We start from the raw sequence: 24,666 nt of genomic DNA on the forward strand, positions 1-24,666 counted from the left end.
GAGCAGCTCGGCGTCGTCAACCATGTCGGCCTTGTTCAGGAACACGACGATGTACGGCACGCCGACCTGACGCGACAGCAGGATGTGCTCGCGGGTCTGCGGCATCGGGCCGTCAGCGGCCGAGCACACCAGGATCGCGCCATCCATCTGGGCGGCACCGGTGATCATGTTCTTGACGTAGTCAGCGTGGCCCGGGCAGTCAACGTGGGCATAGTGACGGATCGGGGATTCGTATTCGACGTGCGCGGTCGAGATCGTGATACCACGAGCCTTTTCTTCCGGCGCGGCGTCGATCGAGGAGTAGTCCTTGAACTCGCCACCGAAGCGCTCGGCACCGATCTTGGTCAGTGCGGCGGTCAGCGTGGTCTTGCCGTGGTCGACGTGACCGATGGTGCCGACATTGACGTGCGGCTTGGTGCGCTCGAACTTACCCTTGGCCATGGCTGCTTATCTCGAATTCGTCTGAGAGGTGATGCTTAAGATGGTGCTCACGAAAGGAATCGAACCTTCGACCTCTTCCTTACCAAGGAAGTGCTCTACCGACTGAGCTACGTGAGCCGAGTTTTGCATTATGACATGAACTCGATAATATTCAAAGTTCATTCAATGGAGCGGGAGACGGGAATCGAACCCGCACCATCAGCTTGGAAGGCTGAGGTTCTACCATTGAACTACTCCCGCGCCGGGAATGTCACAACGTGAAACTGGTGGAGGGAGGTGGATTCGAACCACCGAAGGCGTAAGCCAGCAGATTTACAGTCTGCCCCCGTTGGCCGCTTGGGTATCCCTCCTTACCACCCCATTCCGTTGCCGCCGAAGCGTTGCGGTGTGTGGTGGTGAGCCGCTTATTCTGCTGATGGGACGGGGGGCTGTCAACGCTTTTTTCCACTTTTTTCACACGCTGTCGCAAACCCATTGATACGCAAGGTTATTGCCCGGGGACCGGCAGGGTCTCGCTGGCGAAAATTGCGACATGAGGGACACCGTCGCCGCCAATCCAGCCCCGATACATGCCCTGGGTGTTGAACGGCGTGGCCATTTTTCCATCTGCGCCGAGCACGATCGCACCGCCATCGCCGCCCATCTGCGGAATCGTCTCGTTGATCACGCCCTTGCCGGCCTGCTCCGGGCTCTGCCCCTGGTAGCGCATGCGCGCGCAGATCTCGTGCGCGGCGGCAGTACGGATGTAGTACTCGCCCCAGCCGGTGCCAGACACCGCACATCGCGCGTCAGCCCAGGTACCGGCGCCGATGATCGGCGAATCACCCACGCGCCCATAGCGCTTGTTGGTCATGCCGCCAGTGGAAGTACCAGCGGCCAGGTGCCCCTGTGCATCCAATGCGACTGCACCGACGGTCCCGAAGTGCTTTGCGGTCTCCAGATCGGCATGCGCCTGGCCGCCGGCCTCTTCCTTCAGTGCACGCTGCAGCTGCTGCCAGCGCTTTTCCGTACGGAAATAGGAGGGATCGACCAGAGAAATGCCCTGCTCGACCGCGAAGGCTTCGGCGCCCTGCCCGACCATCATCACATGCCTGGACTTCTGTATCACGGTCTGCGCCAGCAGGATCGGGTTGCGCACCCGCTGCACGCCCGCCACCGCGCCCGCCGCCTGGCTCGCGCCGTCCATGACGGCCGCATCCAGCTCGTTGTGGCCGTCGTGGGTGAACACCGCGCCCTTGCCGGCGTTGAAGGTGGGATCGTCCTCCAGCACGGTGATCGCGGCGGTGACAGCGGCCAGCGCGGGGCGACCCGCTGCCAGCTCCGCATGCCCCTTCAACAGGGCCGCCCGCAGCGCGTCACGTGCGGCCTTCTCCTCGGCCGGCGACAGGTCCTTGCGCTCGACGCCGGCGCCGCCGTGGATGACCAGCAGCGGTGAAGCGGCCGGTGCGGCCTGGGCGAGCAACGGCAGGGACAGCAGCGCGGACAGCGCCAGGCGCAGTTTCATCGGGTACGTCTCCAGCAGGTGGGCAAGGGAGGCATCATCGTAGAGCCGAGCCCATGCTCGGCTGATGCCTCGGTTGAAAGGCAGCCGAGCGCGGGCTCGGCTCTACAGCATCCCATGCGTGGCCACAGGATCGCCGGGTCACTGGCGGATGACTTCGATCTCGCCGTCGCTGACGTCGGCCACGGCCTGGTAGTCGGCCTCGGCCTGGAAGTCATCCAGGCGCATGCGGCCGCCGCTGGCGACCACCGTTACCGGCACCGCGTGGAAGCGCAGCGGCTCACCTTCGACCAGGCGGTCGGCATCGCGGCCGGGGCTGACCACCCAGACCTTGCCCTCGCCGTCAGCACTGTAGACCTGTGCCTGGCCATCGGGCTCCACGCACAGGGCAGTGTCTTCGTCGACGCCGATGCCGACGATGTCGGGGTTGCCACTGTCCTGGGCAGCGCGCGCCACGAACACGATCAGGCGGCCGAGCCGATCGCGCTTGTCGAAGTGGGTGTCGGTGACCACGCGCTGCAGGTAGGGCATCTGCAGGAAGCCACTGTCCATGGTCACCGCACTGCCCATCGGGTCGGCCAGCGCACCGGCGGAGGTGATGCTGCCGCCGTCCATCGCGCCGTAGGCATAGCCACCGAGGATGGCGAGCCCAGCGCTGGTACCGGCAATCGGCTTGCCGGCGCGCACATGGGCGTTGAGCGCGCGGTTGAGCGCGGTGCCCTTCCAGAAGCGGATGTAGCGGGACTGGTCGCCGCCGGCGATGAAGATGGCATCGGCTGCAGCCACCACGCGCAGCACCGCGGGATCATCGGCACCACGGCGATTGTCGAACACCAGCGTCTGCACTGCGGTGGCCCCGCCGATCTCGCGATACAGGCGGTCCTGCAGTTCGTCACTGCCAGAAGCGCGCAGGATCAGCACGCGGCCATTGCCAGCCTGCTTCAGCCACCAATGGAAGGCTTCCGGCACCCATTCGCCACCGCCCATCAGCATCATGGCCGGCGCGCGCGGACCGGGCCGGGGTGCGTCGAGATCCCCGGCTTCGTAGTAGGCGAAACCCGGGCCCTGCAGGTCCTGCGCAAGGGCGGCCAACGGCACGGCCAACACCAGCAGCGCCAGCCAGGCGAAGGGGGCACGCAGGGTCCGATGGAGGCGTCGCATCTTGATCTCCCTGAACAAAATCGACTTGCAAGCGTTTTCACTCTTTGCCAGATAGGGACCCAGTAGTCAAGGGCATGAAAAAGGCGTTAAATGCGCGCGCCCATTCCGGAAATCTGAATGGGGGACAGGGCCCCTCCTCTGCGGGCCGGCTTCATTTCCGAGAATTCCTCATGCGTAGAAAGGCGATGGCGTGGTCGATCCAGCTGGCGTTGATGGGCGTGGCTGCTTCCGCGGCGGCCCAGGCTCCGGCCTCCTCTTCGGTTCAACAACTGGATGCGGTGCAGGTCACCGGTTCGCGCATTCCGCGCGCCCAGGTGGAAGGCCCCGCCCCGATCACGGTGATCAGCGCCGAGCAGATCCGCTTCAGCGGCTTTACGACCGTGCCGGACGTGCTGCGCGCGATGACCCAGAACGGCGGTGAGACGCAGAGCCAGCAGTCTTCCAGCGGCGCCGACTTCTCGCCGGGCGCCCAGCAGGTGGACCTGCGCGGCCTGGGCCCGAACCACACGCTGGTGCTGGTCAATGGCCGCCGCATCGCCGACTTCCCGATGCCGTTCAAGGGCCGCAGCAACTTCACCGATGTCTCCAACATCCCGTTGGGGATGATCGAGCGCATCGAAGTGCTGACCGGCAGCGCCTCGGCCATCTACGGCTCGGACGCGATCGCCGGCGTGGTCAACTTCATCCTGAAGAAGAAGGCCGACGGCACCACGATCGACATGCGCATGGGCACCACCAGCGAAGGCGGTGGCGACTCGTTCGACATGAGCCTGGCCAGCGGTTTCAGCCGCGGCAATTTCAACGCGGTGTACAGCGTTGAGCTGCAGTCGCAGAGCCCGCTGTGGGCGTACGAGCGCGACATCCAGGATTCGACCCAGGACGGCCCCACCGAGGGCTCGCGCATCGCGCGCCGTGCCTATCTGCGCACCGACTACAACGATGACTACCTGGACCCGGGTGCGGCCACCTGCGAAGCGCTGGCCGGGCAGAACCAGGGCAGTACCTACCACGCGTACCGCCCGCGCTACGGCTACTACTGCGGCAGCGACAGCTCAATCGGCTACGGCACCATCCTCAGCAAGCGCCGCGGCGCCAATGGCTACGCCTCGCTGAGCTACGACTTCGACAACGGCCAGCAGTGGTTTGCCGATGTGCAGCTGGGCTACCACACGATGTCGCTGATGCGCGACGTCACCAAGTGGGGCCGCATGGACGCCAATGGCGATGAGTCGGGCTATTTCAACAACCAGGCCACCGGCGAGATCGAGTTCTGGCAGCGCCAGTTCTCCCCCGAGGAAATGGGTGGCCTGCGCAATGCGATGGTGCGCAGCACGCAGAAGACCTTCAGCGTGACTACCGGCTTCAAGGGCAATCTGGCCGGCAACTGGGACTACGAGGCAGCATTGAGCCATTCGCAGTACCAGTCGCGGATCAGCTGGGCACAGATCATCGCCGCCAAGGCCAATGACCTGTTCCTGGGCCCGCAGCTGGGCGTGGACGACGACGGTTTCCCGATCTACAACGCCGATCCGTCACGCCTGTACCGGCCACTGACCCGCGCCGAGTACGACTCGATCGCGGCGCGTACCACTTACACCCCGAAGTCGCGGACCGAGACGGCCGCGTTCACGCTGACCAATTCCGCGCTGTTCGGCCTGCCGGGCGGTGACGCCGGCTTCGCCGCGACCGTGGAAGTGGGCCAGCAGGCGTACTCGCTGAATCCCGATCCGCTGGCGACCCAGTACTACTACTACAGCTGGAAGGATTCGGACGGCAACGGTTCGCGCAACCGCTGGGCCACGGCGGCCGAGCTGCGCATGCCGCTGCACGAGACGGTCAACCTGAGCGTGGCCGGCCGCTACGACCAGTACCGCTATTCCGGCCACACCATCGGCAAGGCGACCTGGAGCGGCGGCCTGGAATGGCGCCCGATCGACACCCTGCTGGTACGTGGTTCGTATGGCACCGCGTTCCGCGCGCCGGATCTGCACTACGTGTTCGCCGGCCCGGGCAACGACGAGACCAGCGCCGTGGACCTGTACAGCTGCCGCGCCGACGATGCCGCCGACTGTTCCGACTACGAGCACAACCTGATCCGCAGCCGCACCGGCAACCGTCAGCTCGACCCGGAAACCAGCACCTCGTGGAGCGCCGGCTTCGTCTGGTCGCCGGCGATCGGCCTGGACCTGTCGGTGGACTGGTTCGACATCGACATGCGCAAGCAGGTGCAGGACATGGACGTGCGCACGATACTGGCCAGTGAAGCGAACTGCCGCCTGGGTACTGCCGACATCAACTCGCCGACCTGCGTGGACGCGCTCGACCGCATCACCCGCACCAGTGATGGCCGCCTGTACGGCGTGCGCGTCGCCCCGATCAACGTCGCCCGCGAGTCGACCTCCGGCATCGACGTCGGACTGCGCTACCGCCTGCAGACCGGCATTGGTGATTTCATCCTCAACGGCACCCACACCTGGGTGAAGAAGCACGATTTCCAGCGCTACCCCGGTGATCCGATCCAGGACCAGTTCGCGGTCAACAGCAACTTCGACATCCCGCGTACCAAGACCAGCGTGAGCGTGACCTGGGAGAAGGAGGCGTGGTCGGCCACGGTCTATGGTTCGCGCCTGGGCAAGCTGCCGACCTCGGACAGCTACGACCAGGTATTCAAGTGGGACAGCGGTGACAGCCCGTACATCAAGGCGACCTACCGCTACAACGCGTCGCTGCAGTACCGCTTCGACGACCACGCGCGCCTGTCGCTGTCGGTGGTGAACGTCTTCAACAAGATGCCGCCGAAGGACGCCACCTACACCGCGTATCCGTATTACGACGTGTCCTGGTTCGACAGCGTCGGCCGCACCATCAACCTGCAGTACACCCACAAGTTCGGTGGCAGCGCATTGTAAGCGCGGTTACGCAGGACGTGGACGACGGGGCCCGCCATTGGCGGGCCTTGTTGTTTGCGGCGCTGGCTCGGGTTTTCCACACCCCACGTGGAAAGCGATGGGAACTAGGTGTGGACAAGTGGGTGGGAACATTGCACCGCAGGTGTTTCCACGCATGGTGTTTTTTTGTCCACGTCCCCGATTGTTTTCCACACCGGACGTGGAAAGCAGTGGGAACTAGGTGTGGACAAGTGGGCACGAGCTTTGCAGCGCAGGGGTTTCGAGGCATGGTGAAACTTTATCCACGTCGCGCGGGCAAGCACCTGTAGAGCCGAGCCCATGCTCGGCTCCGGCTGGCATCAGCCGAGCAAGGGCTCGGATCTACAGGACGTCGCATGGTTTTCCACACCAGGCGTGGAAAGCGATGGGAGTTTGCTGTGGACAAGTGCCGGCGAACGTCACGCCGCAAGCGTTTCGCAGCGTGGCGTTTTTTTATCCACCCCGGAAACGCAGACGCCCCGCTCGGGGCGGGGCGTTTGCGTAGCATCAACGTGCGATGGGATCAGACGTTGAAGCGGAAGTGCAGGATGTCGCCCTCCTGCACGCGGTACTCCTTGCCTTCCAGGCGCAGGCGACCGGCTTCCTTGGCACCGGCTTCGCCCTTGTACTTGATGAAGTCGTCATACGCGATGGTTTCGGCGCGGATGAAGCCCTTCTCGAAGTCGGTGTGGATGACCGCGGCAGCCTGCGGAGCGGTGGCGCCCTTGCGCACGGTCCACGCGCGGACTTCCTTCACGCCTGCGGTGAAGTAGGTCTGCAGGCCCAGCAGGCTGTAGGCCGCGTTGATCACGCGGTTCAGGCCCGGCTCGCTCAGGCCCAGGTCCGCCAGGAAGGTATCGCGGTCTTCGTCGTCGAGCTGGGACAGCTCTTCTTCGATCGCGGCCGACACCGGCACCACCTGCGCGCCTTCGGCGGCGGCATGCGCGCGCACGGCTTCCAGGTGCGGGTTGTTCTCGAAACCGTCTTCCAGCACGTTGGCGATGTACATCACCGGCTTCAGGGTCAGCAGGAACAGGTCACGGACCAGCGCCTTCTCTTCGTCGTCCAGGCCCACCGAACGGCCAGCCTTGCCATCCGACAGCGCCGCCTGCAGCTTGGCCAGCACCGGCTTGCGCGCCGCTGCGTCCTTGTCGCCGCCCTTGGCCGCACGCTCGGCACGGTTCAGCGCCTTCTCGACACTGTCCAGGTCGGCCAGCGCCAGCTCGGTGTCGATGGTTTCGATGTCCGAGATCGGATCGACCTTGCCGGCCACGTGCACGATGTCGCCGTGCTCGAAGCAGCGCACCACGTGGGTGATCGCATCGACTTCGCGGATGTGCGCCAGGAACTTGTTGCCCAGGCCCTCACCGCTGGCGGCACCGGCCACCAGGCCGGCGATGTCGACGAACTCGACCGCGGTCGGGATGACCTTCTGCGGGTTGATGATCGCTGCCAGCTCGTTCAGGCGCGGATCCGGCACCGGCACGATGCCGACGTTCGGCTCGATGGTGCAGAACGGGAAGTTCGCCGCGGCGATACCCGCCTTGGTCAGCGCATTGAACAGGGTCGACTTGCCGACGTTGGGCAGGCCGACGATGCCGCATTTGATACCCATGGGTGACAGCTCTCTGGGGTGAAAGTGATTGGTGAAACAGCGCGCGCGCTGCTTGGCCAATCCATCTCGGTGTCGATCATTGTGTGCCAACCAAGGTTGGCACGCACCGGAATCGGGAAGGTTGGCACCTACCCAAAGCGGGTTACTTCGGAGTGTGCAGGCGCTTCATCGCTTCGCTGAAATCGCCCTGTACCGCCAGCGGCATGACGTCGATCGCATCGTCGATGGCGCGCGCGATCAGCACGTCGTCGTCCTTGGACGGGCGGCCGAGCACCCAACCCACCACGCGGTCCTTGTGGCCGGGATGGCCGATGCCCACGCGCAGGCGATGGAACTTGCCGTGACCGAGCAGGCGGATGGTGTCACGCAGGCCGTTCTGGCCACCGTGGCCACCGTCGAACTTCAGCCGCGCCACACCGGGCGCCAAGTCCAGTTCGTCATGGGCCAGCAGGGTCTCTTCCGGCTCGATCTTCCAGAACCGCTGCGCGGCGGTGACCGACTTGCCACTGAGGTTCATGAAGGTGGCGGGCTTGAGCAGCCACACCGTCTGCCCGGCGATCTCGACCTTGGCGGTCTCGCCGAACAGCTTGCTGTCCACATTCCATCGCGCACCGGCTTTTTCCGCCAGGGCCTCAACGAAATGAAACCCGGCATTGTGCCGGGTCCGGGCGTGTTCCGATCCGGGGTTGCCCAGACCGACGATCAGTCGCAGTCCTGCCATGGTTCCTTCCAGTACGGTGCCTGCCCGGAGGCAGGCACCGTAACGGTATTACTCGGCGGCAGCCGCTTCTTCGTCAGCCTCGTCGGCCTTGCCGGCCTTGGCGGTGACGATGGCGTCGTCGTGGTCCTTGCCCAGCGCCAGGGCCGGGATTTCCACGCCCTTCGGCAGCTTGATGTTGGACAGGTACACCACGTCACCGGCCTTCAGCTCGCCCAGGTCGACTTCGATCGACTCCGGCAGGTCCTTCGGCAGGCAGGTGATGGTCACTTCCTTCAGTTCGTGGGTGACCACGACGTCGGCAGCCTTGCCGGCCGGCGAGGTGTCTTCGTTGACGAAGTGCAGCGGGACCGAAGCGGTCAGGGCTTCGTTCTCGTTCACGCGCTGGAAGTCCAGGTGCATGATCAGCTGCTTGTACGGGTGGCGCTGCATGTCACGCAGCAGGACCTTCTGCACCTGGCCGTCCAGGTTCAGGTCCAGGATCGAGGCATAGAACCACTCGTTCTGCTGGGCCAGCCAGATTTCGTTGTGGTCCAGGCTGATGGCGACCGGCTCGGCGTTGCCGCCGTACACGATGGCCGGGATCACACCGGCGTGACGCAGGCGGCGGCTCGCACCCTTACGCTGCAGTTCACGCTTGGTGACCTTGATTTCATGGGTCTTCGACATTTTCGACTACTCAGGTTGTTGCCGCGCCCTGCGGCGTGGCGGTTGAAGATGCTTCCGCGACCAGAAGCACCCGGGGTATGTCCCTGCCGTTGCCGGCAGGGACGAAAAACTCAGTCGACGTACAGCGAGCTGACCGACTCACCGAAGGCGATGCGGCGCATCGTTTCGGCCAGCATTTCCGCCACGCTCAGCTGGCGGATCTTGCTGCACACCCGCGCGGCGTCCTTCAGCGGGATGGTGTCGGTCACCACCAGCTCGTCGAGCTGGGAATTGGTGATGTTGTCCACTGCCGGGCCCGACAGCACCGCGTGGGTGCAGTAGGCAGCGACCTTGAGCGCACCGCGCGCCTTCAGGGCAGCGGCAGCGGCGCACAGGGTGCCGGCGGTATCGACGATGTCATCGACCATCACGCAGGTCTTGCCTTCGACGTCACCGATGATGTTCATCACGGTGGAGACGTTGGCGCGCGGGCGGCGCTTGTCGATGATCGCCAGGTCGGCGTCATCCAGGCGCTTGGCCACCGCACGGGCGCGGACCACGCCGCCCACGTCCGGCGACACAACGATCAGGTTCTCGGTGCCGTAGGCGCGCCAGATGTCGGCCAGCAGCAGCGGGGACGCATACACGTTGTCCACCGGAATATCGAAGAAGCCCTGGATCTGGTCGGCGTGCAGGTCGACGGTCAGCACGCGATCAGCGCCAGCGGTGCTGAACATCTTCGCCGCCAGCTTGGCGGTGATCGGCACGCGCGAGGAACGCATGCGGCGATCCTGGCGCGAGTAGCCGAAGTACGGCACCACGGCGGTCACGCTGGCCACCGATGCGCGCTTGAGCGCGTCGATCAGCACCAGCAGTTCCATCAGGTTTTCCGCGCTCGGCGCGCAGGTCGGCTGGATCACGAACACGTCCTGCTTGCGGACGTTCTCCTCGATCTCCACCTGCACTTCGCCATCAGAGAAGTGCGAGACCAGCGCCTTGCCCGGGCGAACCCCCAGTTCCTTGCAGATATTCTGCGCCAGACGTTTGTTGGCGTTGCCGGAAAAGACCAGCAGGTTCGGGGACTCTTGCATCATGATTGTCTCGGGCGGGGACGAGTGGCGGGGATCCGGAGTCGGCAAGGACCCTGATGGACCCTTGCTGCTGACAACACCGCGGTTGTTTCCACGTCCCGCGCGGGCGATGCGCTGGAAGGCGCGGACACAGCCGCTATTGGCAGGGGCGGTAGGATTCGAACCTACGAATGCCAGGATCAAAACCTGGTGCCTTGGGCCTCTTGGCGACGCCCCTGCAGTGATAAATCAGTGTTGCTCGAGTGCATCCAGCAGTGGCGAACGCGCAACGCCCGCTGCCACCCTTGCCCGCAACTCCTTCGGCAACTTCGACCGTCCCTGCTCTGCGGCAGACTGCGATGCGAACTCGACGAAACAACCACTTCCCGAACCGGTCAGCCGCGCCGTGCCGATGTCGCTCAACGCGGCGAACGCTGCCTCGACGGCAGGCTCACGGCGGCGCAGCACCGGTTCGAACACGTTCCCGACCAGGGTCCCGGAAGCGAAGTCCTCTATTTTCGCCACTGGGCTGTCGCGCGTCAAATCCGGGTCTGCGAACAGGGCCGGGGTGGGAACATGAACGCCCGGTTCGACCACCACGTACCAGGCCGGGGCCAGGGTGATCGGCTGCAGGCGCTCGCCCACGCCTTCGGCCCAGGCATTGCGGCCGCGCACGAACACCGGCACGTCCGCGCCCAGGCGCAGGCCCAGCGCGGCCAGCGCATCCTCGTCCAGACCTGCCCGCCAGAGCCGGTTCAGCACCACCAGCACGGTGGCGGCATCGGAGGAACCGCCGCCAAAGCCACCGCCGGCAGAAACGTGCTTTTCGACGATGATGTCGGCGCCTTGCGCGCTATTGACCGCGTCTTTCAGAAGCCGCGCGGCGCGTACCGCCAGGTCATCCGCCTCGGCCACGCCGGCCAGGCCGTCGCCCTGCCGGCGCACCTGGCCATCTTCACGCAGGCGCAGGCCAATGCGGTCGCCCCAGTCCAGCAGGCGGAACACGGTCTGCAGCTCGTGGTAGCCGTCGGCGCGGCGGCCGGTGATGTGCAGGAACAGGTTCAGCTTGGCCGGGGCCGGCCACCAGGACCAGCCCGCGTCATCGTGCCCGGCACTCATGGGGCGCCCTGCCCCCACTGGTCCACCAGCAGGCGCACCTTGGCGTCGCCATTGCTGGCCTCGATCCGGCGCGGCAGCGCCGGACGCCCGGCCTCGGCCGGGTACCAGTCCAGGTACTGCACCTGCCAGCCCATCTGCTGCATGCGACGCGGCCGGCCTTCACCGTCGCGCTCGACCTTCTCCGGACCGGCAGCATCGCCGGCCACCAGGCCACGGATCCACTGCGGCAGCTGGTTGACCGGGATGTCCCAGCCGGTCGCCTCCAGCAGCAGCTGCTGGGCGTCCTCGCCGTCACGCGGCCCGCCGGCCAGTCCCTCAAGGCGACCGGCTTCGGAATGGGTATCGCCGGTCAGCTTCCAGCTCTGCCGGGTCACCGGCGCGCTCAGCTCGACCACATAGCGGCGCCCTTCCTGCTTCCAGTCGATGCGACCGCTGCCGCCATCCTTGCCCTTGCTGACCGCGACCCGGCCCTGGAAGGCCCAGTCCGACTGTGCCTGCAGCGCGGCCACGCGCGCCGCCTCCGCCTGCGCCGCTTCGGCCGAAACAACCTCGACCACCGCCGGCGCCGGGGTCTTCTGCGTGCCCACGCTGGTACAGGCGGTCACCGCCAGGGTCACGGCCGCCAACAGCAGCGGCCGGATCAGGGAAACACTCATGGATTGAATTTCTCGCGGGCGCGCAGCAGCGCGCGGTTTTCAGGATCGAGCTTGGCCGCTTCTTCAAAGAAGTGGCGGGCCTCGTCATGCTTGCCCAGCACCCACAGCACTTCGCCGACATGGGCGGCGATCTCCGGGTCCTTGGCCAGGGTCCAGGCACGACGCAGCTGCACCAGCGCCTCTTCCTTGCGGCCCAGGCGATACAGCACCCAGCCATAGCTGTCGACGATGGCGGCGTTGTCCGGCTCAGCCACGCGGGCGCGGTCGATCAGCTCCAGTGCTTCCTGCAGGCGGCCGGTGCGATCGGCCAGGGTGTAACCCAGCGCGTTCAAAGCCGGCACGTTCTCCGGATCGGTCACCAGGATCTTGCGCAGATCGGCCTCGGCGCGCGGGATGTCGTCGCGGCGTTCCCAGGTGAGCGCACGGGCGTACAGCAGGCCGTTGTCATCCGGATAAGCGGCCAGGCCGCGGGCCAGCGCATCCAGTTCACCGGCACTGTCGTCGGCGCGCTGGCGCAGTTCCGCTTCCAGCAGGTAGGCGTCGCGGCGGACATCGTCGTCGACCACCGCATCGGACTGGATCGCGTGCACTTCATCCAGCGCCAGCGGCAGGCGCCCGGCCAGGGCCTGGGCGTTGGCCGCACGCAGGCGCGCTTCGCTCAGCTCATCGCCGCCGGGCACGCTGTGATACCACTGCACCGCCTCGGGATAACGCTTCAGGTACTCGGCGATCTTGCCCAGCAGCAGGCGCTGCGCCGGGTCCGGCTTGGCCGCCTGCCGCGACAGTTCGTTGTAGAGGTTGGACAGCGCCGCCTTGTCGCCCTGCTTGGCCAGCAGCGAAGCGCGCATGCCCCAGGTCTGCACGTCCTGCGGGCCGAAGGCCAGCACGCGCTCGGCCGCGGACGGCTGGCCGAGGCTGTCGTAGGCAATGGCCACCGCATTGCGCAGTTCCGGGTCCTGGCGGGTCTTAGGCTCCACATCGTGCAGCAGCGACAGCGCCTTGCCGGTCTCCCCGGCCTGCTGCAGCTGGCTGGCACGCAGCAACGCCACACGCGGTTCTTCAGGGAAGCGCTTGACCACTTCATCGATCATGCGCCGCGCCAGTTCGGGCTTGTCCATGCGCAGGGCGAGGCGGCCGAACTCCTGCCAGGCTTCGATCTTCGGTGGAATGGCGTTGGCGTCGACCAGCTCACCCAGCACCTGCGCGGGCACCGCCGGATCGCGCCCCCCACCGATCAGGGCGGCCAGGGCAAACTTCCAACCGCGCTCGTCGGAGTCGGCCAGCAGGCCCTGCAGTTCGGTGCGGGCAGCCTTCACATCGCCCTGGCGCATGGCCAGCGCACCGGCCGCACTGCGCATGGTCAATGAGCGCGGGGCCCGCTGTTGCCACAGGGCCAGGCCCTTGGCCGCGCTGGCATCATCGTTGGCGAGCATGGAAATGCGGGTCGCACGCTCGGCCAGGCCGGCGTCGCCGTCGGTCTGCTGGGCCGCCTGCAGGTACCAGCGCGCGGCCTCGGCCAGCTTGCCGGCCTGCAGGGCGAACTCACCGGCCATCACCGGTTCCAGCGCCAGTTCCTCAGTGGCCGGGGCCCTTGCAGGGGCCTTGGCCGGCACCGCCGCCAGGGCCTGGCTGCAGGCCAGGGACAGCAGCAGAACACTGGGGATGCGAATCAATGCGGGCATCGTCGGCATCGGGGCCTTAAAATGTCGTCCAATGGCCAGCAGCTTATCGCAAGCAACTGAACAATGACCCTGTGGGTGCTCGGACTGAATCACCAGACCGCACCGGTGGAGCTGCGCGAGCGCGCGGCCTTCGCCGGTGAGGCGTTGCCGCGCGCGCTCGGTTCGCTGCGCGATACTCCGCAGATCGCCGAGGCGGTGCTGCTGTCCACCTGCAACCGCACCGAGCTGTATGCCGTGGCCGATTCGGCACAGGCGCTGGACCAGTGGCTGCACACCCAGGCCGGCGACCTGCAGGGCTACCTGTACCAGCACGCCGATGCCGAGGCCGTGCGCCACCTGTTCCGGGTCGCCACCGGCCTGGACTCGATGGTGCTGGGTGAGCCGCAGATCCTCGGCCAGGTGAAGGATGCCTGGTCGACCGCGCGCGACCACGGCCTGCTCGGCCAGCGCCTGGACCGCCTGTTCCAGCAGACCTTCTCGGTGGCCAAGCGTGCGCGCACCGATACCCAGGTCGGCGCCAACCCGGTATCGGTGGCGTCGGCTGCGGTGCGCCTGGCGCAGAACGCGTTCGCCAGGCTGGACGATTCCACCGTGCTGCTGGTCGGTGCCGGCGAGACCATCGAACTGGCTGCACGGCACCTGAGCGAAGGCAAGGTACGCCGGCTGCTGATCGCCAACCGCACCCTGGCCCACGCGCAGGAACTGGCCAGCCGCCATGGCGGCGTGGCCCTGCCGCTGACCGAACTGGACCGCCACCTGGGTGAGGCCGACGTGGTGTTCTCGGCCACCGCTGCGCGCGAACCGGTGATCCATCGCGAGATGGTGGCCAAGGCCCTGCGCGCACGCCGGCACAAGCCGATGCTGCTGTTCGACCTGGCCGTACCGCGCGACATCGAGGCAGAGGTCGGCACGCTCAACGACGCCTTCCTCTACACCGTGGACGATCTCGAGCGCGCGGTGGAAGACAACCGCCGTGGCCGCCGCGAGGCCGCCGCCGAAGCCGAGGCGATCATCGACCTGCAGGTGTCGCGCTTCGTCGAGACCCAGCAGGCCAGCGCCCACCAGGCGCCGCTGCGGCAGCTGCGCGCGTTCGGCGAAGCCACCCGTGCCGAGCTGCTGGAACGCGCACGCCAGCAACTGGCCAACGGCAAGCCGGCCGATGAAGTGCTGGAACTGCTTGCCCACGGCCTGACCAACCGCCTGCTGCATCCGCCGACCGCCGCCCTGCGTGCGGCCGCGCTGAGTGGCGATGCCGACCTGACCCGCGCCGCCGAGCGCCTGTTCCCGGCCACGCCGGGTTACCGCCACCCACCCGTGAGACCCGATGACGCCGACCCTGCGCCGTAAGCTGGAAGCGCTGGCCGAGCGCCGCGAAGAACTGGAACGCCTGCTCGCCGAACCCGATGTGGTCGCCGACAACACTCGTTTCCGCGACCTTTCGCGCGAATTCGCCCAACTTGAACCGATCGCCATCGCCCTGGCTGATGAAGCCCGTGCCAAGGCCGATCTGGCAGCCGCCGAAGGCATGCGCGCCGACCCCGACCTGCGCGAGCTGGCCGATGAGGAAATCGCTGCTGCGCAGGCGCGCCTGCAGGAACTGGAGCAGGAGCTGGCGCTGCTGCTGGTGCCGCGCGACCCGCGTGACGAAGGCAACCTGTTCCTGGAAGTGCGCGCGGGTACCGGCGGCGACGAGGCAGCGATCTTCGCCGGCGACCTGTTCCGCATGTATGCCCGCTATGCCGAGCGCCAGGGCTGGAAGGTCGAGATCGAATCGGACAGTCCGGGCGAGCACGGTGGCTACAAGGAAGTGGTGGCGCGCGTGGTCGGCCGTGGCGCGTTCTCGCGCCTGAAGTTCGAATCGGGTACGCATCGCGTGCAGCGCGTGCCGGCCACCGAATCTCAGGGCCGCATCCACACCTCGGCGGCCACCGTAGCGATCATTCCCGAGGCCGATGAGGTCGATGACATCGTCATCAACCCGGCCGACCTGAAGGTGGATACGTTCCGCTCGTCCGGTGCCGGCGGCCAGCACGTGAACAAGACCGAATCGGCCATCCGCATTACCCACGTGCCGACCGGCGTGGTGGTGGAATGCCAGACCGAGCGCAGCCAGCACGCCAACCGCGACAAGGCGATGAAACGCCTGAAAGCACAACTACTGGACGCCGAGCGCCAGCGCCAGGACGCGGCGCAGGCCGAATCGCGGCGCCTGCAGGTCGGCAGCGGCGACCGCAGCCAGCGCATCCGCACCTACAACTTCCCGCAGGGCCGGATCACCGACCACCGTGTGGAAGGCCTGACGCTGTACGACCTGCCCAACGTACTGGCCGGCGACCTCGATCCGCTGCTGCAGCGGCTCAGCCACGAGCACCAGGTCGACGCCCTGGCCCAGCTGTCGGCGGGCTGAGCACGATGACGGCCTGGCAGCAGCGACAGCACCTGCAACAGGCGATTGCACGCCAGCCCGGCGACTTCGTCGCCTGGGTCATGCTGGCCGATGTGGAACTGGAAGCCGGCGACATCGCTGCCGGCGAACAGGCCGCGCGACGTGCCCTGCAGCTGCGCCCGAATCACCCTGAAGCACTGGCACGGTTGGGTCGCGTGGCCTGGATGGCCGGCGCGCATGCCGACGCGGCGAAGCTGCTCGGCCAGGCCTCGGCGCTGGCCCCGCAGCACCCCGGCATCGCGTTGTGGCTGGGCCATGCGCTGGAAGATGCCGATGATGCAGAAGGCGCGGCGGCGGCCTATCGCCGTGCACATGCGCTGATGCCGGACGAACCCTATATCGCCGCGCAGCGCCTGGCCTGGCAGCGTCGCCTGTGCGACTGGCAGGACGTGGATGCGCTGGCCACACAGGTGCGTGGCGCCCTGGCCACCGGGCAAGGCGTGGTCGAACCGTTCGCGTTCCTCAGCGAAGACGCCAGCGCGGCCGAACAGCTGGCCTGCGCGCGTGCACGCGCCGCAGTGGTTGCTTCGGGGGTACGCCCCCTTCCTGCCGTGAAGGTGCGCGCGCACGGCCCCCTGCGCGTCGGTTTCCTTTCCAATGGTTTTGGCGCCCATCCCACCGGGCTGCTGACCGTGGCCCTGTTCGAGCAGCTGCGTCATGACCCGGCGTTGCAGCTGCATCTGTTCGCGTTGAACCGCGACGACGGCAGCCGCATCCGCCAGCGCCTGCAGACGGCCACACAGCTGCATGATGTGGCTGGCCTGCGCCATGCAGACACTGCCGCACGCATCCGCGCACAGGGCATCGACCTGTTGTTCGACCTGCGCGGCTGGGGCGGCGGCGGCACGCCGGAAGTGCTGGCGATGCGCCCTGCCCCGCTGCAGTTGAACTGGCTGGCTTATCCGGGCACCTCGGGCGCGCCGTGGATGGATGCGGTGATCGGCGATGCCTTCGCCCTGCCACCCGCACTGGAGCCGCACTACAGCGAACGCGTGCTGCGCCTGCCGCGCGCCTTCCAGCCGTCGGACAACACGCGCGTGCTGAAGCCTGCGCCGAGCCGTGCCGACTGCGGCCTGCCCGAACAGGGCGTGGTGTTCTGCTGCTTCAACAACAGCTACAAGCTCAACCCGCGCAGCATGGGCCGCGCCTTCGCCATTCTGCAGGCAGTGCCCGGCAGCGTGCTGTGGCTGATGTCCGGCCCCGGCCAGGCCGATGCGCGCCTGCGTGCCGCCGCACAGACCGCAGGCCTGGACCCGGCGCGCCTGGTGTTCATGGCCAAGCTGCCGCATCCGCAGTACCTGGCCCGGTATCCGCTGGCCGACCTGTTCCTGGACACGCATCCTTACAACGCCCACACCACCGCCTCCGATGCGCTGTGGGCCGGCTGCCCGGTGCTGACCTGCCCCGGCGACACCTTCGCCGCGCGCGTGGCCGGCAGCCTCAACCACCATCTGGGGTTGGCACGGATGAATGTCGCCGACGATGCCGGGTTCATCGCCACCGCCAGCGCGCTGGGCAACAATCCGGCAGCACTGGCGGCGTTGCGCGCTGAACTGGCACAGGCACGCGAAGACAGCGGCCTGTTCGACATGGCCGGATTTGCCCACGACCTTTCGGCGCTGCTGCAGCATCTGGCGGGCGAACAGGGCTGGCAGGGCCTCGACATCGCCTGAGCGATCCCTGCGCTACGCTCGGGATTCCTCCCCGCGTGGCGTGACGATGGCCAAGCTCAAGCGCAAGGACTACGACGAACTGCTGCTGCCTTTGCAGCTGGAACTGACCGCCATGGCGCGCTGGGTGCAGCACAGCGGGCAACGCCTGCTGGTGCTGTTCGAGGGACGTGATACCGCAGGCAAAGGCGGCGCGATCCAGGCCATCAGCCAGCACCTCAACCCGCGCCAATGCCGGGTGGTGGCGCTGCCCAAGCCCACCGACCGCGAAGCCACGCAGTGGTACTTCCAGCGCTACGCCTCGCACCTGCCGGCCGCCGGCGAGATCGTGCTGATGGACCGCAGCTGGTACAACCGCGCAGGCGTCGAGCGGGTGATGGGCTATTGCAGCGAAACCGAGTACCAGCAGTTCCTGCATCAGGCGCCGGTGTTCGAACAGCTGCTGGTGGACGACGGCATCCTGCTGTTCAAGTACTGGCTGTGCGTGGACCAGGAGCAGCAGGAAAAGCGCTTCGCCGAGCGCCACCTCGATCCGCTGAAGGGCTGGAAGCTCTCCCCGGTCGACCTGAAATCGCGCAGCAAGTACAGCGCTTACACCGAGGCCCGCGAGGCAATGCTGCGCGCGACGCATCGTGAGGCGGCGCCGTGGACGCTGGTGGATTTCAACGACCAGCGGCTGGGCCGGCTGACCCTGGTGCGCAACCTGCTGGACCGGCTGCCGGATACGCGGGTGGATGCGCCGTTGCCGGAGCTGCCGAAGCTGAAGGGCAAGCTGCATCGCGAGCACTACGATGTGCTGAAGCCGATCGAGGATTTCCCGGTCGAGGAATAGGGTGGGTCGGCAGGGCCTGCGGCCCTGCACCTGCTACGAACCAAGGCAAAAGCAACAGCCGAAGCAGAAGCGGGTTACCTGTGGGTAGGCGGGGTGGGTCCGGTTGCGGGGGACGCTGCAAGTACGTCCATGTAAGCTCGGTCGCCGCATCCATGCGGCTCACGCCCCCGCAACCGGACCCACCCCGCCTTCGACAGATTCTCGCGACCTGCAGCAGATCGACGACATGCGTGGATGCTCTTCATTCGATTGTCGAAATATTCGATTTCAATGGAGATTCATCCACGCACGGCGTGGATCTAACGTGTCGACCAAGGTCGACACCCACCAACAGCCGCAGAAATCTGTCAGAGGCGGGGCGGTGTCGGAGTGCGGGGTGTCAGCCGCATGGATGCGGCTGCCAAGCCTACATGGACGTACTTGCGGCGTCCCCGCACTCCGACACCGCCCCGCCACAAGACGGAAATCGCACTTTGGCAGTTGCTGTTGCTGTTGCCGTTGCTTGAAAGTTTCGGCGGGTGCAGGGCGCAGCCCTGCCGATACCCAACCTACTTGGCAGCAGCGATCTGCTTTTCGATGTCGGCGGCCGTCACCGGGCCGAGGAAGCTGTGCGCCAGCTTGCCCTGCGGGTCCAGCAGGTGCGTCAACGGCAAACCACGCGGCGTGGCGAAATCCGCCGGCGGGTCGAACGGGTCCACGATCACGATCGGATAGGTCACCGGATGCTTGGTCAGGAACGACTGCATCTCCGGCACCTCGATGTCTTCATAGGCCAGGCCGACCACCTCGATGTTGCTGCGCATCGCGTGCAGCGCCGACAGCTCCGGCATCTCCTTGCGGCACGGTGCACACCAGGTCGCCCAGAAATTCACCACCACCCACTTGCCGCGATGCGCAGCCAGGTCGTAGTCGCTGCCATCCACTGCCTTCATCTTCAGCGTCGGGAACTCGGCGGTGGTGCGTTCGGCCGGGGTCTCTTCGACCGGCGCCGGTGCGGTCGGCGTCGGTGTCTGTGCCGGTGGCTGGCTGCTGGCGGGGGTCGGCTCCTGGGCCGGCTTGCAGGCCGACAGCGCCAGCAGCAGGGCCAGCGGGAGCAGCAACGGGGTCTTGCGGGTCATGGCATGTCTCCGGAATCGGTGTAGATATCGCTGACCTTGCGCTTGAGGCGTTCGCGCAGGGGCAGCCGCAGATCGTCCAGTGCCGCCAGCGCAGCACGGCCCAGTGTGTCGTCGCGGTAGGGCAGATGCTGCTCGGCTACCGGGATGCGCAGCTGGGTGCATTCGTACAGATCGGCCAGGCTCACCTGGTCCAGGTCGCGCGAGAGCAGCCATTCGCCGCGTTCATCGCGGCGCAACAGGCCGATTTCCTGCAGGTTGCAGGCCAGGTCCTGCAGCAGCGAATCGGTCAGCATCGGCTCCAGACGCAGGATTTCATCGTCGGCCAGGCCCTTGCCCTTGGCTCGGGCATGGTGGAAGCGGCCGAGCAGGCGCAGCAAGCCATAGAACTCGTAGCCCTGCGGCAGGCGCAGTTCCACCGGCTGGTAGCGGAAGGCGGCCATCGACGAGGACAGCGACGCGCCCAGCAGCACCGCCACCCAGCACAGGTAGATCCACAGCAGCAGGATCGGCACGAAGGCGACGGTGCCATAGAGCTTCTGGTAGGACTGGAAACTACCCAGATAGGCGCCAATGCCCCACTTCACCAGTTCCAGGATGACCGCCGCGAGAATCGCGCCGGGTACCGCGTGCCGCCATTTCACGGTGTGGTGCGGCACCACCCGGAACATCAGCGTGATGCAGACGAACTCGATCAGGATCGGCGCCAGCCGCAGCGCGAACTCGGCCAGCCAACGACCTTCCTGGGTCCCGAACAATGGCATCGCGAACACACGCGCCGACACCGCCAGCGAAGCGGCAGCGAGCATCGCGCCCAACGTCAGCACGGTCCAGTAGACCAGGAAGCGGGTCAGCTTGGGCCGGGTCGAACCGACCCGCCAGATCTGGTTGAAGGTCTCTTCAACGCTGTTGAGGGTGATCAGCAGCGATACCACCAGCGCGATGAAGCCGGCGGCGGTGAGCTGGCCGGCACTGGCCGAGAACTGCCGCAGGTAGCCCTCCGCCGCACGCGCGGCGTTGGGCACGAAGTTGGAGAAGACGTAATCGCTGAGCTGGTCGCTCCAGCGGTCGAAGACAGGGAAGGCCGAGAGCACGCCGAACACCACGATGGCCAGCGGCACCAGCGCGAACACCGTGGTGTACGCCAGCGCCGCCGCTGCCTGAAACAGGCGGTCGTCGAGGAAGCGATGCCACAGGAAGCGGCCGAAACTGATGGCCCGTGCGCGATCCCGCGCGCGCTCCATCCACAGGTTGAGCGTATCCAAAGGTTCCATCGGTGGAAGGGTACCCGATGCGGAATGCTGGCAGGATAGCCATACTGATGGCTACACGACGAGGAGAAGCGGGCACGATGGGCGAGATTCTGGTGCTGTACTACAGCCGGGGCGGTTCGGTGGCACGGCTGGCGCGCCAGATCGCGCGGGGCATCGGCGAAGTGCCGGGCATGACCGCGCGCCTGCGCACGGTGCCGCCGGTGGCTGCGGTGACCCAGACCGCGCAGCCGCCGGTACCCGACGATGGCGCCCCCTACGTGAGCGTGCAGGACCTGGTCGAGTGCCAGGGCCTGCTGCTCGGCAGTCCCACCCGCTTCGGCAACATGGCAGCCCCGGTGAAGCACTTCCTCGACGGGCTGGGCGCCGAATGGGTCAACGGCACCCTCTCCGGCAAGCCAGCCGGCGTGTTCACCTCCACCGCCTCGATGCACGGCGGGCAGGAATCGACCCTGCTGTCGATGCAGGTGCCGCTGCTGCATCACGGCTGCGTGATCGTCGGCATCCCGTTCACCGAGCCGGCGCTGAGCCACACCACCAGTGGCGGCACGCCCTATGGCGCCAGCCACGTCGCCGGTGCCGCCGACGACCCGCAGCCGACCGACGACGAGGCGGTGTTGGCGCGCGCGCTGGGCCACCGGGTGGCCGACATCGCGCAGCGGCTGGCCCGATGAGCGCCGCGCCGCGCACGGTCCTGCTGCTGGCCCTGATGGGGCTGGCCGCGCTGTTCGCCGGCTGGTTCATCAATGACAAGCACTGGCTGGCCACCCAGCTGGTGTTTACCGCGCCGCCACTGGCACTGGCCATCGCACTGCGCCTGGGCTGGCGCAAGGCGGGTTTCTGGGCCTCGGTGCTGGCGCTGGGCTGGTTCAGCCATGGCGTGATGAGCGCCTGGAGCCATCCGGAGACGCGCTGGCTGGCGCTGATCGAGATCGCGCTGGCCCTGCTGGTGATCTTCAGCGCCAGCCTGCCAGGGCTGCGCGCCCGCTTCGGCAAGCGACGCTGACGCTGCGCCCGCCGGGCCGTATCATCTGTGTTCCTGGCCCCGCGCCGCTGTACCTGTCCTGGTTTCGCGCATGCACATGATGGAAGAGCTCCTGGTCGTCACCACCGGTGGCACGATCGACAAGATCTACTTCGACGACAAGTCGGACTACCAGATCGGCGACCCCCAGATCGGCATGATCCTGCGCGAGCTGGGCGTGACGTTCCGCTTCAACGTGATTCCGATCCTGCGCAAGGATTCGCTGCACATCAACGATGAAGACCGCGAACTGATCCGCGCCACCATCGCCGCGCAGCCGACCCGGCACGTGCTGGTGACCCATGGCACCGATTCGATGGTGCAGACCGGCAAGGTGCTGGCGACGATCCCGGACAAGACCATCGTGATGACCGGCGCGCTGAGCCCGGCGCGTTTCCGCGGTTCGGATGCGGAGTTCAACATCGGCTGTGCGATCGGTGCGGTGCAGTCGCTGCCGACCGGCGTGTACATCGCCATGAACGGGCGGATCTTCGATCCGCAGCACGTGCGCAAGAACGTAGCGGCGAACCGCTTCGAATCGGTTTGAGGAACGGCGTGCCGACCAAGGTCGGCACCCACCACGACGCGGCGGCACGCACCACCGCGCGGCCGCATGAAAAAACGCCCCGGCCTAAGCCGGGGCGTGCCCATGGAGAGGGACTTGGGCTCAGTACTGGGCGCTGAGGGTCAGGCCCGAGAAGGTGCTGTACGCCTTCACCCGCACATACCAGGTGCCGGCGGCCGGGCTGTTGATGGTGCAGGTCTCGCTGTTGCCGCTCAGGTACGGACGGCAGGTGTAGGTGGTATCGGTCGGGGCACTGCCCTGGCGCACGTACAGGTCGGCATCACCGCTGCCGCCACTGATCGCCACGCGCAGCTGGCTGCTGCCGGCCGGAACCGCAACGGTGTAGTTCAGCTCGGCACCGGTGGCGGCGCCCAGGCCGGTCACCGGCACGTTGTTCTGCAGCACGTTGCCACCCGGGTTGGTGCCACCGCCGTTGATCGCGGCAGCCACCGCGGCATTGGCGTCGATGATGCCGGCGCCGCAGCCACCCGAGCAGGCGCCCGGCAGCGGGCGTGCGGTGCTCTTGATGATGCTCTCCACCTGCGCCGGGCTCAGCGGGCTCGGGGCTACGGATTGCATCAGCGCGACCACGCCGGCCACGTGCGGTGCCGCCATCGAGGTGCCGTTGTACGAAGCGTAGCTGGCACTGCCCGGGGTGGTGGTGCCGCTGTTGAGGGTGGACAGGATGCCCTGGCCCGGTGCCGAGATATCGATGCCGTTGCCATAGTTGGAGAAGCTGGCACGCGCACCGGCCGAGGTGGTGGCCGCCACTGCGATCACGTTCGGGCAGTTGGCCGGCACCGACGAGGACACGTTGGTGTTGCTGTTGCCGGCGGCGACCACCACGGTGGTGCCACGGCCGACAGCGCCATTGATCGCGTTCTGGTAGGTGGTCGAGCAGCTGCCGCCGCCGCCCAGCGAGAGGTTGATGACCTCGGCCGGATTGGCATTGGCCGGCACGCCACTGACGCTGCCGCCGGAGGCCCACACAATCGCGTCGGCGATGTCAGAGGTGTAACCGCCGCACTTGCCGAGTACGCGCACCGGCACGACCTTGGCGTTGAATGCGGTACCTGCCACGCCGGTGCTGTTGTTGGTCACCGCCGCCACCGTACCGGCGACGTGGGTACCGTGCCAGCTGGAGTTCGAACCCGGGTAGCCCGCCTGGCACTCGTTGTCGCCGTACCAGTCGCCCTCATCGTTCGGGTTGTTGTCGCGGCCGTTGCCGTCGCGCGCCATCGCCGCATCGCTGATGAAGTCGTAGCCCGGCAGGATGTTGGCATTGAGGTCGGCATGGTTGGTGATGCCGGTGTCGATCACCGCCACGACCACACCGGTGCCGGTGGCCTTGTCCCAGGCCGGCCGGATGTTGATGCCGGCATTGGAGGTGCCAAAGCCCCATTGCTCGCTGAAGCGGGTGTCGTTCGGGGTCAGCGTGGCACGCATGATCTGGTCGACTTCAACGTATTCCACGTTCGGGTCGGCGGCCAGCTTGCGCATCAGCTGCTCGGATTCGGCCTGGTCGAGCGGACGATCGGTCTTGACCAGGGTCGGGCCGACGGCCAGCTTGCGGACCTGCTGCAGGCCCAGCGCGCGGCCCTGGCTGCTGGCCAGGCCGGCGGCGGCACTTTTCAGTGAAGAGGCCAGTGCGGTGGTGTTGGCCACCGGCGCGCTGCCGTCGCGGTACTTCACGATGAAGCGCTGGTGGGTCGGCGCGGACTGCAGGCCGCTGAGCTGGACATCACCGGCCAGCGCAGGCGTGGCCAGCAGCAGCGATGACAGAACGGACGCACCAAGGACCACCCACACTCGACGCACACGCGGTTGCGTTACCTGGGACATCGTATTTCCCTTTCTTGTGGTGTGAATGCCGGAATCGGCAGAAGCACCGGCCCGAACCCTGGGCTGGCTTGCATTGGCGAGGTTCGAAGTCCGGCGAGCCAGCGGATCCCCCTTCCGATCCGCCGTGCAGATGACGCTAATGACCAAAACCGGACACCACAAGATTTTCAGCGTCTTTTCAGCAAGATGAAATGTTCGTTCTGAGACTTCCCGGGTCGAGGGTTTGTGAAGGTGAAGGAACTTTCTCGTGCCCTGCACGCACCTGACTGGGTCATCACATGTCCTGCGATGACTTTGCCGACATCGGCGTCCACTGCTGGCACCAACGACCGCGGAGCGCCTGCCCGCCGCGTCGGACGCGCT

The 24,666-nt window shown here is 66.7% G+C and carries 21 protein-coding genes and 4 tRNA genes; 8 read left to right on the forward strand and 17 right to left on the reverse strand.

What is annotated here, in order from left to right; all coding sequences use genetic code 11:
* The 6 genes from AC5QAH_RS20550 to AC5QAH_RS20575 all read right to left on the reverse strand — a co-directional run.
* Positions 1-441: GTP-binding protein (locus AC5QAH_RS20550; RefSeq protein ID WP_495232544.1), on the reverse strand; the 441-nt coding region annotated here is incomplete at its 3' end.
* 41 nt (positions 442-482) lie between these two features.
* Positions 483-558, reverse strand: a tRNA-Thr gene (locus AC5QAH_RS20555).
* A 49-nt stretch (positions 559-607) separates the two neighbouring features.
* Positions 608-681: transfer RNA gene (locus tag AC5QAH_RS20560), tRNA-Gly, on the reverse strand.
* Positions 682-705: 24 nt separating this feature from the next.
* A tRNA-Tyr gene (locus AC5QAH_RS20565) sits at positions 706-791 on the reverse strand.
* A gap of 137 nt (positions 792-928) precedes the next feature.
* Entirely contained in the window at positions 929-1,945 is a 1,017-nt protein-coding gene (locus AC5QAH_RS20570; protein ID WP_241885799.1) for an isoaspartyl peptidase/L-asparaginase, read from the reverse strand.
* A 138-nt stretch (positions 1,946-2,083) separates the two neighbouring features.
* Complete coding sequence (locus AC5QAH_RS20575) at positions 2,084-3,103, reverse strand: Type 1 glutamine amidotransferase-like domain-containing protein (protein ID WP_049453757.1); 1,020 nt, start codon at positions 3,101-3,103, stop codon at positions 2,084-2,086.
* A 170-nt stretch (positions 3,104-3,273) separates the two neighbouring features.
* Between AC5QAH_RS20575 and AC5QAH_RS20580 the strand changes: the two genes are divergently transcribed.
* Positions 3,274-6,012, forward strand: a complete 2,739-nt coding sequence (locus tag AC5QAH_RS20580) for a TonB-dependent receptor plug domain-containing protein (protein WP_495232545.1) — start codon at positions 3,274-3,276, stop codon at positions 6,010-6,012.
* Between the two features lie 541 nt (positions 6,013-6,553).
* On the opposite strand, the gene ychF is transcribed toward AC5QAH_RS20580, so the two are convergent.
* From ychF to AC5QAH_RS20620, 8 genes are all read right to left on the reverse strand, one after another.
* A complete protein-coding gene (gene ychF / locus AC5QAH_RS20585; RefSeq protein WP_043403185.1) occupies positions 6,554-7,645 on the reverse strand; it encodes a redox-regulated ATPase YchF in 1,092 nt (363 codons plus the stop codon).
* A 142-nt stretch (positions 7,646-7,787) separates the two neighbouring features.
* The gene (gene pth / locus AC5QAH_RS20590) at positions 7,788-8,366 is read right to left on the reverse strand and encodes an aminoacyl-tRNA hydrolase (RefSeq protein WP_008268208.1); all 579 of its coding nucleotides are present in this window, start codon (positions 8,364-8,366) and stop codon (positions 7,788-7,790) included.
* 48 nt (positions 8,367-8,414) lie between these two features.
* On the reverse strand, positions 8,415-9,032 hold the full coding sequence (locus AC5QAH_RS20595; RefSeq protein WP_010481743.1) for a 50S ribosomal protein L25/general stress protein Ctc: 618 nt from the start codon (positions 9,030-9,032) through the stop codon (positions 8,415-8,417).
* A 110-nt stretch (positions 9,033-9,142) separates the two neighbouring features.
* Entirely contained in the window at positions 9,143-10,102 is a 960-nt protein-coding gene (locus AC5QAH_RS20600; RefSeq protein ID WP_005415400.1) for a ribose-phosphate diphosphokinase, read from the reverse strand.
* A gap of 140 nt (positions 10,103-10,242) precedes the next feature.
* A tRNA-Gln gene (locus tag AC5QAH_RS20605) sits at positions 10,243-10,319 on the reverse strand.
* 11 nt (positions 10,320-10,330) lie between these two features.
* The gene (gene ispE / locus AC5QAH_RS20610; RefSeq protein WP_043403181.1) at positions 10,331-11,200 is read right to left on the reverse strand and encodes a 4-(cytidine 5'-diphospho)-2-C-methyl-D-erythritol kinase; all 870 of its coding nucleotides are present in this window, start codon (positions 11,198-11,200) and stop codon (positions 10,331-10,333) included.
* Entirely contained in the window at positions 11,197-11,856 is a 660-nt protein-coding gene (lolB, locus tag AC5QAH_RS20615) for a lipoprotein insertase outer membrane protein LolB (protein WP_043403178.1), read from the reverse strand. The genes ispE and lolB overlap by 4 nt, the downstream gene beginning before the upstream one ends.
* Complete coding sequence (locus tag AC5QAH_RS20620; protein ID WP_495232546.1) at positions 11,853-13,538, reverse strand: tetratricopeptide repeat protein; 1,686 nt, start codon at positions 13,536-13,538, stop codon at positions 11,853-11,855. Before AC5QAH_RS20620 ends, lolB begins: the two co-directional genes overlap by 4 nt.
* 63 nt (positions 13,539-13,601) lie before the next feature.
* Between AC5QAH_RS20620 and hemA the strand changes: the two genes are divergently transcribed.
* From hemA to ppk2, 4 genes are read left to right on the forward strand one after another with little or no spacing between them, the layout of a single operon-like run.
* Positions 13,602-14,885 carry a glutamyl-tRNA reductase gene (hemA, locus tag AC5QAH_RS20625; protein ID WP_010481752.1) on the forward strand — a complete coding sequence of 428 codons (1,284 nt, stop codon included), beginning with the start codon at positions 13,602-13,604 and terminating at the stop codon, positions 14,883-14,885.
* Complete coding sequence (gene prfA, locus AC5QAH_RS20630; protein ID WP_010481754.1) at positions 14,863-15,945, forward strand: peptide chain release factor 1; 1,083 nt, start codon at positions 14,863-14,865, stop codon at positions 15,943-15,945. The genes hemA and prfA overlap by 23 nt, the downstream gene beginning before the upstream one ends.
* A 5-nt stretch (positions 15,946-15,950) precedes the next feature.
* Positions 15,951-17,657 (forward strand): O-linked N-acetylglucosamine transferase, SPINDLY family protein, encoded by a 1,707-nt coding sequence (locus AC5QAH_RS20635; protein WP_317613973.1) that lies wholly within the window; start codon positions 15,951-15,953, stop codon positions 17,655-17,657.
* A gap of 46 nt (positions 17,658-17,703) precedes the next feature.
* Positions 17,704-18,486, forward strand: a complete 783-nt coding sequence (gene ppk2 / locus AC5QAH_RS20640) for a polyphosphate kinase 2 (RefSeq protein ID WP_019338137.1) — start codon at positions 17,704-17,706, stop codon at positions 18,484-18,486.
* Positions 18,487-19,034: 548 nt separating this feature from the next.
* Here ppk2 and AC5QAH_RS20645 read toward each other — a convergent pair.
* Both AC5QAH_RS20645 and AC5QAH_RS20650 read right to left on the reverse strand, forming a co-directional pair.
* Entirely contained in the window at positions 19,035-19,604 is a 570-nt protein-coding gene (locus AC5QAH_RS20645; RefSeq protein ID WP_010481760.1) for a TlpA family protein disulfide reductase, read from the reverse strand.
* The gene (locus tag AC5QAH_RS20650) at positions 19,601-20,875 is read right to left on the reverse strand and encodes a YihY family inner membrane protein (protein WP_032130426.1); all 1,275 of its coding nucleotides are present in this window, start codon (positions 20,873-20,875) and stop codon (positions 19,601-19,603) included. The genes AC5QAH_RS20645 and AC5QAH_RS20650 overlap by 4 nt, the downstream gene beginning before the upstream one ends.
* A gap of 77 nt (positions 20,876-20,952) precedes the next feature.
* On the opposite strand from AC5QAH_RS20650, the gene wrbA reads away from it, so the two are divergent.
* The 3 genes from wrbA (at position 20,953) to AC5QAH_RS20665 (ending at position 22,443) form a co-directional block, all read left to right on the forward strand.
* Positions 20,953-21,546, forward strand: a complete 594-nt coding sequence (gene wrbA / locus AC5QAH_RS20655) for an NAD(P)H:quinone oxidoreductase (protein WP_010481764.1) — start codon at positions 20,953-20,955, stop codon at positions 21,544-21,546.
* Complete coding sequence (locus AC5QAH_RS20660) at positions 21,543-21,878, forward strand: DUF2069 domain-containing protein (protein ID WP_049408967.1); 336 nt, start codon at positions 21,543-21,545, stop codon at positions 21,876-21,878. Before wrbA ends, AC5QAH_RS20660 begins: the two co-directional genes overlap by 4 nt.
* Positions 21,879-21,957: 79 nt before the next feature.
* A complete protein-coding gene (locus tag AC5QAH_RS20665; protein ID WP_040009892.1) occupies positions 21,958-22,443 on the forward strand; it encodes an asparaginase domain-containing protein in 486 nt (161 codons plus the stop codon).
* Between the two features lie 120 nt (positions 22,444-22,563).
* Here AC5QAH_RS20665 and AC5QAH_RS20670 read toward each other — a convergent pair whose 3' ends face one another.
* Positions 22,564-24,303 carry a S8 family peptidase gene (locus tag AC5QAH_RS20670; protein WP_049480234.1) on the reverse strand — a complete coding sequence of 580 codons (1,740 nt, stop codon included), beginning with the start codon at positions 24,301-24,303 and terminating at the stop codon, positions 22,564-22,566.
* Between the last annotated feature and the right edge of the window lie 363 nt (positions 24,304-24,666).

The organism is Stenotrophomonas sp. YJH_SMC_43 (assembly GCF_059372535.1).

What these genes read in the sequence shown, in the direction of transcription:
- AC5QAH_RS20570 (WP_241885799.1), bottom strand. Translation starts at nt 1,945, where the DNA reads ATGAAACTGCGCCTGGCGCTGTCCGCGCTGCTGTCCCTGCCGTTGCTC.
- AC5QAH_RS20575 (WP_049453757.1), bottom strand. Translation starts at nt 3,103, where the DNA reads ATGCGACGCCTCCATCGGACCCTGCGTGCCCCCTTCGCCTGGCTGGCG.
- AC5QAH_RS20580 (WP_495232545.1), top strand. Translation starts at nt 3,274, where the DNA reads ATGCGTAGAAAGGCGATGGCGTGGTCGATCCAGCTGGCGTTGATGGGC.
- ychF (WP_043403185.1), bottom strand. Translation starts at nt 7,645, where the DNA reads ATGGGTATCAAATGCGGCATCGTCGGCCTGCCCAACGTCGGCAAGTCG.
- pth (WP_008268208.1), bottom strand. Translation starts at nt 8,366, where the DNA reads ATGGCAGGACTGCGACTGATCGTCGGTCTGGGCAACCCCGGATCGGAA.
- AC5QAH_RS20595 (WP_010481743.1), bottom strand. Translation starts at nt 9,032, where the DNA reads ATGTCGAAGACCCATGAAATCAAGGTCACCAAGCGTGAACTGCAGCGT.
- AC5QAH_RS20600 (WP_005415400.1), bottom strand. Translation starts at nt 10,102, where the DNA reads ATGCAAGAGTCCCCGAACCTGCTGGTCTTTTCCGGCAACGCCAACAAA.
- ispE (WP_043403181.1), bottom strand. Translation starts at nt 11,200, where the DNA reads ATGAGTGCCGGGCACGATGACGCGGGCTGGTCCTGGTGGCCGGCCCCG.
- lolB (WP_043403178.1), bottom strand. Translation starts at nt 11,856, where the DNA reads ATGAGTGTTTCCCTGATCCGGCCGCTGCTGTTGGCGGCCGTGACCCTG.
- AC5QAH_RS20620 (WP_495232546.1), bottom strand. Translation starts at nt 13,538, where the DNA reads ATGCCCGCATTGATTCGCATCCCCAGTGTTCTGCTGCTGTCCCTGGCC.
- hemA (WP_010481752.1), top strand. Translation starts at nt 13,602, where the DNA reads ATGACCCTGTGGGTGCTCGGACTGAATCACCAGACCGCACCGGTGGAG.
- prfA (WP_010481754.1), top strand. Translation starts at nt 14,863, where the DNA reads ATGACGCCGACCCTGCGCCGTAAGCTGGAAGCGCTGGCCGAGCGCCGC.
- AC5QAH_RS20635 (WP_317613973.1), top strand. Translation starts at nt 15,951, where the DNA reads ATGACGGCCTGGCAGCAGCGACAGCACCTGCAACAGGCGATTGCACGC.
- ppk2 (WP_019338137.1), top strand. Translation starts at nt 17,704, where the DNA reads ATGGCCAAGCTCAAGCGCAAGGACTACGACGAACTGCTGCTGCCTTTG.
- AC5QAH_RS20645 (WP_010481760.1), bottom strand. Translation starts at nt 19,604, where the DNA reads ATGACCCGCAAGACCCCGTTGCTGCTCCCGCTGGCCCTGCTGCTGGCG.
- AC5QAH_RS20650 (WP_032130426.1), bottom strand. Translation starts at nt 20,875, where the DNA reads ATGGAACCTTTGGATACGCTCAACCTGTGGATGGAGCGCGCGCGGGAT.
- wrbA (WP_010481764.1), top strand. Translation starts at nt 20,953, where the DNA reads ATGGGCGAGATTCTGGTGCTGTACTACAGCCGGGGCGGTTCGGTGGCA.
- AC5QAH_RS20660 (WP_049408967.1), top strand. Translation starts at nt 21,543, where the DNA reads ATGAGCGCCGCGCCGCGCACGGTCCTGCTGCTGGCCCTGATGGGGCTG.
- AC5QAH_RS20665 (WP_040009892.1), top strand. Translation starts at nt 21,958, where the DNA reads ATGGAAGAGCTCCTGGTCGTCACCACCGGTGGCACGATCGACAAGATC.
- AC5QAH_RS20670 (WP_049480234.1), bottom strand. Translation starts at nt 24,303, where the DNA reads ATGTCCCAGGTAACGCAACCGCGTGTGCGTCGAGTGTGGGTGGTCCTT.